Origin of the sequence: Pedobacter ginsengisoli, from assembly GCF_002736205.1 — a bacterium.
GTDB classification, from domain to species: domain Bacteria; phylum Bacteroidota; class Bacteroidia; order Sphingobacteriales; family Sphingobacteriaceae; genus Pedobacter; species Pedobacter ginsengisoli_A.
In genome coordinates this window covers 156,831-171,946 of sequence record NZ_CP024091.1, presented here as the reverse complement: position 1 = coordinate 171,946, position 15,116 = coordinate 156,831, and the positions used below count along the sequence as shown (strand labels likewise).

Here is a 15,116-nt window from a genome sequence, read left to right as displayed (position 1 = left end):
ACCCAAGTCAAACGTTTGCATTAATAATAATCCACTGATATATTGACACTTACATAAAAGCTAAGATTTCAATATTCTTACCTTTAAATAAGCCCCTTATTTCTTATTTTAAAATGGGCCAAAACCACTTATTTGGCACTAAAAGCTGAGAAGCTTCTGATAATCAGACAAAATAAAAGCATGCAACAAGAGATAAAATTTATCATTAAATTAACCTCTTGTTAATTTCCGATAGTAATTCAGTAAAAGCACGAAAAAACAAACGTTTGCGCAACATTACTATTACAATTAAATAGCCCCCAACTATTTTTAGTTATACCTTCACTTATAATAACTTAAGTCAGTTTATGCACTCAAAAGTATAGACTTGATGGAGGAATAACTAAACTAAACATATAAATATGAGATCTAAATTTCTACTATTTTCACTATTAATAACATTTCTCCTCTCAATAGAGGGTTATGCCCAAACCGGGATTAAAGTAAACGGAAAAGTTTCGGATGCTAAGGGTCAAGGCATTCCGGGAGTTAGTGTTAAGGTAAAAGGGGGCAAAACAGGTGCGCTTACCGATGCTTCTGGCAGCTATACTGTTACCGCACCAAATGCACAAAGCATTCTGCAATTTTCATTTATCGGCTTTGATCCTCAGGAATTTACTGTTGGAACAAAAACAGAGATAAACGTTACTTTGGCCGAAACACAAAACGAGCTGGAACAGGTAGTTGTTGTGGGTTATGGTACATCTAAGAAGAAAGACCTTACCGGTGCAATCAGCTCTATTTCAAAAGAGAGCTTAAACCTTGGAGGCGTTACTTCAAACGTTGCACAAGCCATTCAGGGCCGTGCATCTGGTGTACAGGTTAGCCAAGCCAGTTCAGCTCCGGGTGGCTCTACGCTTATCCGTATCAGGGGTGGTAACTCTATTAAATCTACTAATGAGCCTTTATATGTAGTTGATGGTTTTATTACCGATAACGGTAAAGACATTGCGCCAAGTGATATTGAAGACATTCAAATTCTAAAAGATGCTTCCGCAACTGCCATCTATGGTTCAAGAGGAGCTAATGGTGTGGTAATGATTACCACTAAAAGAGGTAAAGCCGGTAAATCTGTAGTTGAATTAGAAAGCTATTATGGTACTCAAAGAATCAAAGAAAAACCAGAATTGATGAACGCCACCGATTACAAGGCAATTGCTAATGCTAAAGCTTTAGAGCAGGGTAATCCGCCTGAGTATACAGCTGCCGATCTGGCAAGTACAACCAATACCGATTGGTTTAGCCTTGCTACAAGAAACGCAACTGTACAGAGCCATAACCTAAGCATAACTGGTGGTAATGAGGATACAAGAATTTCAATTTCAGGAAACTACTTTGGACAGATTGGAGCACTAAAGAAAACAGATTTCAATCGTTACTCAGGTCGTTTCAACATCGATCATAAAGTTGGTAAGAGATTTACTACCGGAGCAAATGTTTATGCAGCCAGATCATTCTCAGAATTCAAAACTTACGACGGAAACATAGTACCTTCTAACGTCCTTTATGGCATCCTTTTTTCTTCTCCTGCTATTGCTCCTTACAATGCTGACGGAACATACGCACGCAGAAACGGAAGAGATAACCCATTGGCATGGTTACTTGAGCCAACAAATGATCGTTACAACAATAAAATGACAGCCAATATTTTTGGAGAACTTCAAATTATCGACGGTCTTAATTTACGTGTAAACGCAGGTACAGAGTTTTCAGCTACCAAGGAGGGAACTTACCTACCTACTACTCTTGTTTCAGGAGAAAAAGTTAAAGGACAAGCCTCAGTTAACGAAGTTAATGCAACGCGTAACCTAATTGAAACCTATCTTAATTACAAGAAGGTATTTAATGATATTCATTCGTTTACTGCTCTTGCAGGTTTTTCATATCAGTTTGATCAAAACGAAAGACATTACACTCAGGTACAAAAATTCACTACTGATAAATATCTTTACAACAATCTAGCTGCCGGTTCAGAAAGAATTGGGGCTATCACTAATAAAGAAGAAGAGATAAGATATTCTTATTTCGGTCGCTTAAACTATGCACTAAAAGATAAATACCTGGCTACTTTTACCTTACGTCAGGATGCTTCTTCAAAATTCCCATCAAAAAACCGTGTTGGTTATTTCCCTTCCGGATCATTGGCTTGGAGAGTTAGCGATGAAGACTTTATGAAAAACAATAAAGTGTTCTCTAACTTAAAAGTTAGAATGGGATATGGTGTAACCGGTAACGACAGGATTGCAAACTATATTTACTTAAGTACATTTGGGCCTACAGGCGTATCACTTAGCGAAGAAAGTGATCTGTATGGTGGTTTAATTGCTACGCGTTTACCAAATCCAGATTTAAAATGGGAAAGTAATTACCAGTTTGATGCCGGTGTTGATATGGGCTTCCTAAATGATCGCATTAATGTTACTGCAGATTATTATCATAAAACAACAACTGATTTGTTATTAGACATCCCTGTTCCTCAAATATTTGGTTTTACCGTTCAAACAGTAAATGCGGGTGAGCTGCAGAATCAAGGTGTGGAACTGTCAATAAATACCAGAAATGTTGAAACTGATAACATGACCTGGAACACCACCTTAAACATAGCTTATAACAAACAAAAAGCTACAGACTTATTTGGCAGACCTTATATCATTTCGCAAACATCCAATCCAGATGGTAGCGTTCCAGCGGCTGATTTTACAAAATTGGTAGTAGGAAGAGAATTGAGCGAATTGTATGGTTATGTTTATGATGGTGTTATTAAAACCGGCGAAGTTTATGCGCCACAACCACTTTCTAAACCAGGCGATCCTAAGTACAAAGATTTAAATGGAGATGGAGCAATCACAGCTGATGACCGTCAGATATTAGGAAATGCATATCCTCACTATGTAATGGGTTTCAACAACAGCTTTACCTACAAAGGATTTGAATTAGGCGTATTTTTTCAGGGCGCTTTTGGTGCCGACCTGTACAACATGAACCGTTTGTTATTAGAAACCTATACCGGTAAAGATGCATTACAGCGCTGGACACCTCAGAACAACAATACCGACGTTCCAAGAAATGGATATTTTACTTCAAAATATGGCGGTTATATCAACTCCAGATTTGTTGAAAATGCTTCGTATGTTAAGCTAAAAAACCTAACAATAGGTTACAATATTCCTACTTCAAAAATTGGATTCTTAAAAGGGGTAAGTAAGGCAAAAATCTATTTCACAGCTCAAGATATATTTACAATAACCAATTACTCTGGTCCGGATCCAGAGGTAAGTACTAATGATGCCGGTAACTCGAACTTAAGAGCAGGTCTTGATTTCAATGCTTATCCTGCTTACCGATCATTCACTCTTGGTCTTAAATTAAATTTCTAACCTATTACAATTGTCAATTATGAAACGTACTATAATTTTATTATCAGCTTGTTTAATAGGTCTTGCTTCATGTAAAAACACTGCAGAACCTAATGTATACAGCATACTTACCGAAGCTAATGCTTTCCAAACTAAAGCAGATGCAGTGGCTGCTGTAAACGGGGTTTATGCCCGTTTAAAACAACCAAGCGGAATTAGTGACTCTTACCAATATTATGCGGGCTTCCAAATGGCCATCACAGACTTTACTACTGATATTGGTCACTCTTTTCAGTCTGGTGATATCTCACAACTTTCAGACGCGCAATGGTCTACCAATAACAAATACCTAAACTTTGCATACCAGCATCAATACAAACTAATTGCCGATGCAAATAATGCTTTAGCTAACATCCCTAAAATCAAAACGCTAACAGAAGCACAAACAAACCAGTATTTCTCAGAGATCAAATTTTTGAGAGCATTGGCTTATATTGACTTAACTGATGAATTTGGCCCTGTTATCCTGATTACAGAGGAAGAAATGAAAAATCCTGACTATACGGCAAAAACACCTCCTGCAAGTCTTGAAACCATTAATACTTTCTTAATTAATGATCTCGAAACAGCAGCAGCAAACCTGCCGGTAAACTACGAAGGAAAAGCAATTTACCCTACTAATGATGTTGGACGTGTTACTAAAGGCGCCGCACTTTCATTACTTACCAAACTATACATGCGCGAGCATCAGTGGCAAAAAGCTTTAGAAACTATTCAAAAAATAGAAGACTTGCATCAATATGAATTATTCCCATCTTATGCCGGCCTTTTTGCAGAAAGCAACAAATGGTGTAAAGAATCTATTTTCAGTGCATTGGCTGATGCTTTAAATGATGGAACAGAGCTAATGAACCACTTTGGGCCGTTAAACAACCCGGTTGTAACAGATCGCTGGCAATATTATGCTGTAAGCTGGAGCTTCTGGAACTCATACGCACCAAATGATGAGCGTCGTGAAATGTTCTTTTATGATTACAAAGGTACTGATGGCTTACAATACATGCAGGCCCCTGCCGGCCAAACTACACCACCGGCCGGTAAATATTACCTGCCAGATGTAGCTACCAAAAAATATGCAGATCCTGCCGGTTCTAAAACATATTACGATGGCCACGGCATTCCAATTCTTCGTTATGCAGATATTGTACTTTGCAAAGCAGAAGCATTAAACGAAGTAAACGGGCCTACCCAGGCTAGTATAGATTTGATTAATTCTGTAAAAGCACGCTCAAAAGCAACATTACTTGGTGCTCCGGGCACTTATACTAAAGAAACCCTTCGCGACAAAATTCTACAGGAACGTGGTTGGGAATTCTTCTTTGAATGCAAACGCAGAGCAGATTTAATCCGTATGGGTAAATACCAGGAAGTAGTTAACGGCTATTTAAAATCTATTGGAAAACCAGCTTCAATAGATATTGCCAAACATAGATATTTCCCTTATCCTCAAACTCAGGTTGATCTAAATTCGAACTTGAACAATGCAGGAAGACTTTAACAATTAACACATCAGATCGGGATACAGCCATAAAAAGGTATTGTATCCCGATTTTTTGTTTCTATACAATTTCACATTACCTTGTACAACTTCTAAAACCATCCATATGCTATTTATTAAGAGGCTGATTCCTGTATTCCTTTTATTTCTGTTAAGTGCCTGCTCTAACCAGTGCGAACAGCAAATTACAGAGATAAAACTCAGCGCTCCTGATAGAAATAGTTTAAGGGTCCATGCAGATGTTGAGCTCAAAACTCCTTTAAATGTTTCAATAGAATACTGGATAAAAGGAAAAGAAAAGAAAATATCAAGAACACCTGTTTCAATAAACAAAAAGCATCACCGAATAGTGATGACCAACTTAAATCCGAAACAAGAGTACCAGTACCGCGTAATTACGCAGAACAGCAAATGCAAAGCAATAAGCAAAACATACGACTTTAAAACACCGGATTTCCCAATGTGGATTCAGGACTTTTTTAAAGTTTACGCTCCGGACCCTAAAGTAATTCCGACCTCTTTTAAAGAAGGTTACATGCTCATCTACAGACGAGAAATACCGGGCATAATTTTCATCATAGATGCTAAAGGTGCAATAAAATGGTACCATCAGGTAGATGGAACAGGTTTTAAAACCACACACTTTACCCAAAACAATACCATGCTCTCAATACTTGGCAATGATGAATATCCAACAAGTTATGGCAATGAAATACTGGAAGTTTCCTTAAACGGTGATACACTGCTTCACCTAAAAAAAGGCGAAAAAGATTTTAAGCAAACCATACATCACGAAATTATATTAAACAAGCAAAATCAGGTAGTTACCCTTTGCGTTGAACAAAAAATAATGGACCTGAGCAAGTATGGTGGCAGCAAACAAGACACCGTAAAGAGCGATGGTATTCTGGTACTGGATAGAAATGGCAAAAAAGTATGGAGCTGGAAAGTATTTGATGAGCTTGACCCACTTAAAGACAAAAATTTAATGAGGGATAAAAAAGACTGGATGCATGCCAATAGCTTAAACTTCGATAAGGATGGCAATTACATCATCTCTTTTTACAATAACGGACAAATCTGGAAATTAGACTCAAAAACAGGCAAAGTGATCTGGAAATTTGGTAAAGATGGCGACTTTAAAATGCCTGAAGGAAGCACCTTTGACCAAGGCCACTCTGTCCATATGAATAATCAGGGTAATCTGATGCTGTTCGACAATGGCACCAGCAAAAAACTATCAAGAACACTAATATTTAAGCTAAATGAAACCCAAAAAACAGCGCAGCTAATAACTGAAACAAAACTCCCTCAGGAAATCTATAACGATCGTATGGGAAGCTCTTACCTGATAGCCGATACTACAATTCTGCAATGTACCTCAAAAAGACATACCGTAGTGCTTACCAATTTCAAAGGAACCTTTCTGTGGATGCTCAAAAGCAGTATTATGCCTTATCGTGTAGAGTTTATACCTAAAGAAAAGTTAGCGCCATATATAGAAAACTAACTGTGTTTCTTTTTCATAGTCATCTTAGCCTTCTGCCCTATTCCGTAGTTGTAATCTTTAGCATTGCTTTCCTTTTTTTCATGAAAAGCACCACCGCCTTTAGGTAAATCTGTATTTTCTTTTACAGTTTTAATCTTTGCTGTAGTTTTAACAACTTTATCAACTACCAAATCTTCAGGCAAATCCATAACCGGAATTTTAGCCCCTAATGATTGTTCAATTTTTCTTAAATCCACCAACTCCATATCAGTAGCAAAAGTAATGGCTACAATATCTTCCGATCCTGATTTTACTACACGACTTAAAAACAATTCTTTTTGTTCAGGAACCTCGAAATGGAATATAAATGGAATACCCGATAGGTTTACATTTGCTGAACCCTCATTTGCTACAATTAAAACCCTCGCTTCAGGTGTATCTTTAAAATCATCTAAATGATCAAATCCTTCTTCATCAAAAAACAAAGGGTTCAACAAAGAAACAACACCGGGTTTTGCCGAATGTAAACTTTTGCTAAGCTTTTGCGCGGTCAATCTCGAATTCACAAATACTACTACCTTATCAAACACCTCATCATCACGAAGCAGCAGGTTCAATAAATTTACTTTCGTTTTAAAATTAGGAACCTGATATAACAAAAGCTCATGTGTTACCGCCTTACTGTCCCCTAAATCTTCAACCTCTAAAGTGGCAGGAAAATTCATAAACTGATCAATCATATGATTCAGTTTATCATGAACAACAGTAGTGAAAATTAAATGCTGAACCTTACCTGCACTTCTTGCCAATTCACAAACAGGCAACTGCATCCCTTGTTTTACAATTACCTCGGCATCATCAACAATCAGCATCTGTAATCTGTTTAAGTTAAGGCCAAGCTTTAAATATACCGCACGTGCTCTTGTAGGTGTAGCAACAACAATATCAATCCCATCAAGCAGTTCCTGTATCACTTCATCCATCCCTCCAGTGCCATACAAACCTATAATGCGCAGGTTGCGGTTTTTACTTAAAAGCCTGAACTCTTCAATTACAGCAAGTACACGTTCCTGATCAGGAACAAGAATCAATACTTTAGGAGCTTCATCGGTACTGTATTTTAAACGCATTAAAACCCCAAGCACATAGGTTGTAGTTTTACCACAGCCCTCTGGTCCAACAGCAATAATATCTTGCCCGCCAATTATTCTGGATAAGGCTTTAGCCTGAATTTCTTTAGCAGAAATATATCCGGCATCATTCATTGCTGTTACCAGCGGCTTGCTTAGTTTTAATTTATCTAACGACACAGTTTCCTAATATTAAATTGTAATGGCTGCAAATTTACAGAAATAAAACAACATCGCCGTTCACAGAGAACAGAAACCTAATACACCCTTAACAATTAGTTTAACCCATAATCACAAAACCATAATCCCATTTTCATATTGATTTTACAGCACCCCCCTAGATTTGCGCTGTAAAAATCAAACTCAAACATGAAAAGAAAACTACTTTTATTTAGTGTTATATGCCTCTTCTTCGCTCAGGCAGCTATAGCACAAAATCTCATTAAAGGGGTCGTAAAAGACACCAGGGGTGTAGGCATACCCGGCGTTAGCGTAAGTGTAGTAAATGCCAAAAAGGCTACAGTTACAGATTTCGAAGGAAAATACAGCATTCCGGCAGCAGCAGACGCAACACTTTCCTTTACTTACCTGGGCTACATTTCGCAAAATGCACCGGTAGCAGGTAAAGCCCAATTAGACATTATCTTACAAGAAGATTCTAAAACACTTGGCGAGGTAGTAGTAACCGCAATAGGTATTAAACAGCAAAAGAAAAAAATAGGATACGCAACACAGGAAGTAAAACTTGATGTATTGTCAGAATCAAAAACAATGAACATTGGTAATGCCCTATCCGGACAAGTTGCAGGTTTAACAGTAAACAACCCAACAGGGATGTTCCAGGCACCAAGCTTTTCTTTAAGAGGTAAAAACCCACTTATTGTAATTAATGGGATTCCTGTTGAAACAGACTTTTTTGATGTTTCTGGCGATAATATTGCCAACATAAACGTATTAAAAGGTACAACAGCATCAGCTTTGTACGGTTCAAGAGGTAAAAACGGTGCAATACTAATCACCACAAAAAATGCCGAAAATGACGGATTGGAAATCAACATCAATACCAACAATATGGTTACAGCCGGTTTCACTGTATTTCCAAAAACACAAACTGAATACGGAAACGGATCAAACGGAAAATATGAATTCTGGGACGGCGAAGACGGTGGTATCTCTGATGGTGATATGATCTGGGGTCCCAAGTTCCAGCCAGGTGTTAAAATTGCACAATGGAACAGCCCTATCAGAAACAAGCAAACCGGAGAAACCATACAATGGTATGGAAATGTTAAGGGAACTATTTATGATGATAAATCTAAGTACGAAAGAGTACCTACTGACTGGGTTAGACACGACAACTTAAACGATTTTCTTAGACCCGGAATAGTAACCAACAATGATTTTTCTGTAGCCTACAAAGGTGCTAAAGCACAATTTTATGCTTCGGGTAAATATTCATTTCAAAGAGGCCAGGTGCCAAACACCTCACTTACAACAGGCGGCATGAACTTTAACTCTTCATTTAACCTTACCAGCAACCTCCAATTAGACGCTACCTTATCATACAACAAAGTTAGCTCGCCAAATTATCCACGTTACGGATACGGACCTAAAAACCACATGTACACCATCTTAATATGGATGGGTGATGATGTTAATGGTAAAGACCTTAGAGACCACATGTATGTTCCGGGTATGGAAGGTTACAGACAAGCCAATTATAACTACGCCTGGTACAACAACCCATATTTCGCTTCCGAAGAACTTACACAATCAACAGATAGAAATGTATTAAATGCACAGGCAAAACTTAGGTGGCAGGTAACGCCTGATCTAAGTTTGCAGGCAAGAGCATCAGGCCGCGAAAACAAATCGTTCGATAACATGAAAAGCCCTAAATCGTACATGAACTACGGCGATTCAAGAAATGGCGATTACAAAATGTGGAACAATTCGCAAATGAATGTCGACCTGGATTTTCTTGCTTCATACAACAAAGAAATATCAAAAGACCTAACCTTCACATTAAACGCGGGTGCTTCAACCTTTAACAGAGACATACAACAGGAATACGCATCAAGCGACGGTTTAATTGTTCCTTTTGTTTACAGTTTAAACAATACTCAAGGCCCTGTACAGGCTACAAATTACCTGGAGCAGAAATCAATCCGAAGTGTATACGGATCAGCAAACTTTGATTTATTTAATGCAGTTTACCTAAACGTAACCGGCAGAAATGACTGGTCGTCAACCCTTGCAAAAGAGAACAGATCATATTTCTATCCATCTGCATCGTTAAGTACTATGGTTTCAGATTATATTAAAATGCCTAAAGCTCTTGATTATTTAAAACTTTACACCTCATGGGCAAAAGTATCAAACGACCTTGCCCCATACAGTATCTTTTCTACTTATACAAAAGATGTTACTTACGGATCTATACCATCTGTTAGCTACCCTAATGGCATTATCAATCCTAATATTAATCCAGAAAAATCTACATCATACGAGGTTGGTTTATCTACTTCGTTAGTTAAAAAAGTGGGTCTGGAATTTACCTATTACAATGTAATAGACGAGAACCAGATCATAGATTTAAGCACATCAGAGGCATCTGGTTTTAAAACACGTAAGGTAAACGGCAACAAATATAAAACACAAGGTCTGGAAATAATGGCCAATTATAACGCCGTAAAAACTCAGAATTTTAGATGGGACATTGCTGCAAACTGGAGCACCTCTGTAAAGAAATTAACCGAAATTTATAACAACCAGGCTAAATTTGGCGACCTTAAATTAAACGAAAGAGCTGACAGCTTTTATGGAACAGTATGGCAAAAAAGTGCCACAGGCGAGGTAATTTTAGATCCAAACACCGGCCTTCCTACCAGAGATAATTTTAACGTAAACCTTGGTCACAGCGATCCAAGCTGGCGTTTAGGTTTGCAAAACAAATTCATGATAAAAGGTTTTGATGTAAATATCGATATCGACGGTGCATGGGGTGGTGTTATGCGCTCTGTAACTATCGAAAAAATGTGGTGGGGTGGTAAACATCCTAGCTCTGTTGAATTCAGAGACGCAGAATACGCAGCCGGAAAAGCAATTTACATTCCAGAAGGTGTAGTAATTACCGGTGGCGAACTTAAAAGAGATGTAAACGGAAACGTACTTTCTGATACACGTACTTATAAGAAAAACACAACTGCTGTAAACTGGCAAACATGGAGTCAGATCTATCCATACCAGGCCAGGGTTACTGAAGATGAAAACAAGAAATTCGCTAACGTTTTTGATCGCTCATTCTTCAAATTAAGAAGAATATCTGTAGGCTATGACCTTGCAAAGGTTATAAAAATGGGCAGCTTAAAATCTGTTCACGTATCTGCATACAGCTACAACCCATTAATGTGGAAGAAAATGCCATTACTAGATCCTGATTATGGTGACGACAATAACCTGCAAGATCCATCTGCAAGATTTATCGGCTTCTCACTAAGTGTAAAACTTTAACAGCTATCACATTTAAAACAAAAGAATAATGAAAAAATTAATATATAGTTTAATAGCCGGGGTGCTCCTTATGTCGTCATGTAAGGACCAGGATTTGATGAACATAGACCCCAACAAACCTACCCAAACCCACCCTCAGCTTTTGCTTACAAAAATTGAATGGGATACCTTCCGTGCCTACAGCGGTACATCGCCTTTATACGCCACACGTATGCTGGTGCAAACAGATGGAGAAAGCGAAGGCCAGTATTTTAAATGGGGAAGAGGCGATTTTGGCCCTTACTCCTCTCTTAGAAATGTAACCAAGATGATAGAAGAAGCCACCCGTATTAACGATAACTCCTACATCGCCCTGGCCAAATTCTTTAGAGCTTATTATTTTTACAACCTAACCCTTACTTTTGGCGATATCCCTTACAATCAAGCCCTAAAAGGAGAAGATCAGGCTGGCTACACCCCTCCTGTTTACGACAATCAGAAAACTGTGTTCCAAGGCATCCTTAAAGAACTTGACGAAGCAAACAACATGCTTAAAGGCCTGAATGTAATTATTGCCGGTGATATCATTTACAAAGGTGATGCAGCTAAATGGCGCAGGCTGGTTAACTCTTTCAGATTAAAGGTATTGATGACCTTATCGAAAAAAGAAAGCGACAATGATCTGAAAGTTAAAGAAACCTTTGCCCAGATTGTACAAAGCGAGCCAATTTTAGGCAATACAGAAGCCGATGGCGATGGCCAGTTGATATTCCTGGATCAGGAAGGAAACCGCTATCCGGAATTTAACTCAAGCGGTTTCGGATCTGGTATGTTTATGGCATCTACTTTTATAGAGCACCTGCAAAACAGAAAAGACCCGCGTTTATTCCTGTATTGTACACAAACAAAAATCGGTAAAGAGGCAGGCAAGCCAATTAATGATTTCACATCATACGAAGGTGGAGACCCTGCAGCTCCATATGCCGAAACCAGTATTAAGGCCGCAGCAGGTAAAGTATCTAAAGTAAACGACCGTTTTCCAAGCAACCCTACCAATGAACCTTTGGTACTAATGGGCTACTCGGAACAAGAATTCATTATTGCCGAAGGAATTGTAAGAAACTGGATTACCGGCGATGCTAACCAGCACTACAAAAACGGGGTTAAAGCATCCTTTAAATTCTATCAAACTTATGTTAAAGGTTACGAGGCCTACTTAACCGAAGAAAAAGCAAATGAATACTTAGCATTACCCGTAAACAACTTTGCTTTGAGTACAACCACTGCCCAAAAAATGGAGCAGATAATTACTCAAAAGTATTTAAGAACCTTTTTCCAATCGGGTTGGAGTGCATTTTACGATAACCTTAGAACCGGATACCCTGATTTCCGTCGTCCTGCCGGGGTTACCATCCCTTACCGTTGGATTTATCCTCAGTCTGAATACGACAACAACAGGGAAAATGTTTCAAAAGCAATTGAATCCCAGTTCGGTGCAGGTAACGATAAAATAAACCAGCAAGTTTGGTGGGTAAAATAACCCCTTATTCTTTATAATTTGTACAAAGGATTGATTAGTTTAGGCTAACCAATCCTTTTATTATAACACACCTAAATGGAAACCAGAAGAGACTTTATCAAGAAAGCAACCTTATTAACCGGTGCGCTAGGCATAGCAGGCATTTTACCGCCATCAATACAAAGAGCTATGGCAATAAATCCTAAAGTGGGCAGTACCTTTTTAGATGCAGAACATGTGGTATTTTTAATGCAGGAAAACAGATCGTTTGACCATGCTTTTGGCACACTTAAGGGCGTAAGGGGCTTTAACGACCCCAGAGCCATTGCCCTGCCCAACCAATACCCTGTATGGTTGCAAAGCAATAAAAAAGGCCAAACCTATGCCCCTTTCAGATTAAATATTAAAGATACAAAAGCAACCTGGATGAGTGCTCTTCCACATTCGTGGGAAAACCAGGTAGATGCCCGTAACAACGGCAGATACGATGGCTGGCTTGAGGCCAAAAGATCTGGCAATAAAGAATATGCCGATATGCCACTAACCATGGGCTACTACAATCGTGAGGATATTCCTTTCTACTATTCTCTTGCTGATGCTTTTACAGTGTGTGATCATAATTTCTGTTCTATTTTAACCGGAACCAGCCCTAACCGCTGCTTTTTCTGGACAGGTAAAATCCGCGAAGAACAAAACGCCACCTCTACCGCACACCACTCAAACGGATATATAGATGGATCAGAAAAAGTTTCATGGAGTACATTTCCAGAGCGTCTGTCTAAACACAATGTAGACTGGAAAATATACCAAAACGAGCTAAGTGTAGGCGTTGGTCTGGAAAATGAAGAAGACGACTGGCTGGCTAATTTTACAGATAATGATATGGAGTTTTTTAAACAATATCATGTAAAAAGACATCCTGAGCACCTGGTTTACCTGCGCAAAGCAAAAACCGAACTAGAAGCCAAGCTAAAAGAGAAACCAGACGACAAACTAAAAAAGAAGCTTGATTTTGTAACCAAAGAGATTGAGTTTTTAGAAGTAAACACTCTTGATAAATTAACTCCGGAACAACAAGACCTACATAAAAGAGCCTTTGTTACCAACCGTAATGATCCCGATTTCCATAGCCTGGAAACCATTACTTATGACGACAATGGCACTCAAAGAACTGCCCAGATTCCTAAAGGAGATGTGCTGCATCAATTCCGCGAGGATGTTGACAAGGGTAAATTACCAACGGTTTCATGGCTGGTTGCACCAAGTAACTTTTCTGACCATCCGGGCGCGCCATGGTATGGTGCCTGGTATCTTTCAGAAGCAATAGATATTTTAACCAAAAATCCGGAAGTATGGAAAAAGACCATCTTTATTCTTACTTACGATGAAAACGACGGATATTTTGATCACCTGCCACCTTTTGTATCTCCTGATCCAAAAAATCCGGAAACCGGGATAGTTTCAAAATCATTAGACAACAGCTCTGAATATCTTTACAAAGGCAAAAACAGTGAAAGAGAAAGCTCTATTGGTTTAGGCTTCAGGGTGCCAATGGTAGTGGTGTCGCCTTGGTCACGTGGCGGTTATGTAAACTCTCAGGTATTTGACCACACCTCTTCTATCCAATTTTTAGAGCATTTTCTGAGTCATAAAACAGGTCAGAAGATTTACGAAGATAATATAAGCTCATGGAGAAGAAGTCTATGTGGCGACTTAACTTCTGTATTCAGACCTTACAACGGCGAGAACATTCCTTTGCCAAAAGCAGTAGAAAGATTACCTTTTCTTGAAAGCATTCATAAAGCTAAATTTGCCAAGCTACCTAACAACTTCAAAAACTTAGATCAGCTGGCTATTGCAGGTATCATTAAAAACCCTAAAGGCAATCCTAACCTACCAAAACAGGAACCCGGTATTAAACCTGCAAATGCAATTCCATACGAACTTTATGCCCATGGTGCTTTTGATAAGGCTAGCAATCAGTTTAAAGTTGACTTTACTGCAGGCAACAAATTCTTTGGAAACAAAGCTAAGGGCGCCGGTTTTATAGTATACGCTAATGATAATAACTGGAATTTTACGGTTGATGCAGGCGATATGCTAAACTATAGCTGGCCTTTAAACAACGATGCTTACGATTTAAAAATATACAGTGCCAACGGTTTTTACCGCAGATATAAAGGCGGTGCCAACGATCCTAAAATTGCTATTTCTTTAATGTACCAAAGTGAAAAGGACGGCAGCAGGGTAAATGGCAATGTATTACTCCATGTTAAACGTTTAGCTAATGGCGAACAGGTTAGCTTAACAGTAAAAGACAACAGCTATAAAAAAGCCGCTGTAAAAGCGGTTTTAAAGAAAAATCAGGAAGAGATTTTTATCCCTTTGGATCTGAAATCGAGCCACAGCTGGTATGATTTTGCGGTAACCGCAGAAAAACATACGGGCTACAGTCAGCAATTTGCAGGCCATGCAGAGCATTCAAAAGAAAGCTTTACCGATCCACTAATGGGAAATATGGTTTAAAACGCTT

The 15,116-nt window shown here is 38.7% G+C and carries 7 protein-coding genes; 6 read left to right on the top strand and 1 reads right to left on the bottom strand.

The features are described 5' to 3' along the window. Positions 1 to 401 precede the first annotated feature (401 nt). The 3 genes from CPT03_RS00670 to CPT03_RS00660 all read left to right on the top strand — a co-directional run bounded on the left by CPT03_RS00670 (position 402) and on the right by CPT03_RS00660 (position 6,463). Positions 402 to 3,416, top strand: coding sequence for a SusC/RagA family TonB-linked outer membrane protein (locus CPT03_RS00670; RefSeq protein ID WP_099437038.1), 3,015 nt, complete (start codon positions 402 to 404; stop codon positions 3,414 to 3,416). A 19-nt stretch (positions 3,417 to 3,435) separates the two neighbouring features. Then, on the top strand, positions 3,436 to 4,953 hold the full coding sequence (locus tag CPT03_RS00665) for a RagB/SusD family nutrient uptake outer membrane protein (RefSeq protein WP_099437037.1): 1,518 nt from the start codon (positions 3,436 to 3,438) through the stop codon (positions 4,951 to 4,953). 106 nt (positions 4,954 to 5,059) lie between these two features. Beyond that, positions 5,060 to 6,463, top strand: coding sequence for an aryl-sulfate sulfotransferase (locus tag CPT03_RS00660; protein ID WP_099437036.1), 1,404 nt, complete (start codon positions 5,060 to 5,062; stop codon positions 6,461 to 6,463). Here CPT03_RS00660 and CPT03_RS00655 read toward each other — a convergent pair. Next, positions 6,460 to 7,752 carry a DEAD/DEAH box helicase gene (locus CPT03_RS00655; protein WP_099437035.1) on the bottom strand — a complete coding sequence of 431 codons (1,293 nt, stop codon included), beginning with the start codon at positions 7,750 to 7,752 and terminating at the stop codon, positions 6,460 to 6,462. The two genes, CPT03_RS00660 and CPT03_RS00655, sit on opposite strands and share 4 nt — an antisense overlap. A gap of 189 nt (positions 7,753 to 7,941) precedes the next feature. Here CPT03_RS00655 and CPT03_RS00650 point away from each other — a divergent pair, with 189 nt between their 5' ends. The 3 genes from CPT03_RS00650 (at position 7,942) to CPT03_RS00640 (ending at position 15,109) form a co-directional block, all read left to right on the top strand. Next, the gene (locus tag CPT03_RS00650) at positions 7,942 to 11,085 is read left to right on the top strand and encodes a SusC/RagA family TonB-linked outer membrane protein (RefSeq protein WP_099437034.1); all 3,144 of its coding nucleotides are present in this window, start codon (positions 7,942 to 7,944) and stop codon (positions 11,083 to 11,085) included. A 28-nt stretch (positions 11,086 to 11,113) separates the two neighbouring features. Further along, positions 11,114 to 12,604, top strand: coding sequence for a SusD/RagB family nutrient-binding outer membrane lipoprotein (locus tag CPT03_RS00645; protein ID WP_099437033.1), 1,491 nt, complete (start codon positions 11,114 to 11,116; stop codon positions 12,602 to 12,604). A 75-nt stretch (positions 12,605 to 12,679) separates the two neighbouring features. Next, positions 12,680 to 15,109 (top strand): phosphocholine-specific phospholipase C, encoded by a 2,430-nt coding sequence (locus CPT03_RS00640; protein ID WP_099437032.1) that lies wholly within the window; start codon positions 12,680 to 12,682, stop codon positions 15,107 to 15,109. The last annotated feature ends 7 nt before the right edge of the window (positions 15,110 to 15,116 follow it).

Excerpts from the sequence above, each read along its gene's own strand:
- CPT03_RS00670 (WP_099437038.1), top strand. The coding sequence starts at position 402 with ATGAGATCTAAATTTCTACTATTTTCACTATTAATAACATTTCTCCTC.
- CPT03_RS00665 (WP_099437037.1), top strand. The coding sequence starts at position 3,436 with ATGAAACGTACTATAATTTTATTATCAGCTTGTTTAATAGGTCTTGCT.
- CPT03_RS00660 (WP_099437036.1), top strand. The coding sequence starts at position 5,060 with ATGCTATTTATTAAGAGGCTGATTCCTGTATTCCTTTTATTTCTGTTA.
- CPT03_RS00650 (WP_099437034.1), top strand. The coding sequence starts at position 7,942 with ATGAAAAGAAAACTACTTTTATTTAGTGTTATATGCCTCTTCTTCGCT.
- CPT03_RS00645 (WP_099437033.1), top strand. The coding sequence starts at position 11,114 with ATGAAAAAATTAATATATAGTTTAATAGCCGGGGTGCTCCTTATGTCG.
- CPT03_RS00640 (WP_099437032.1), top strand. The coding sequence starts at position 12,680 with ATGGAAACCAGAAGAGACTTTATCAAGAAAGCAACCTTATTAACCGGT.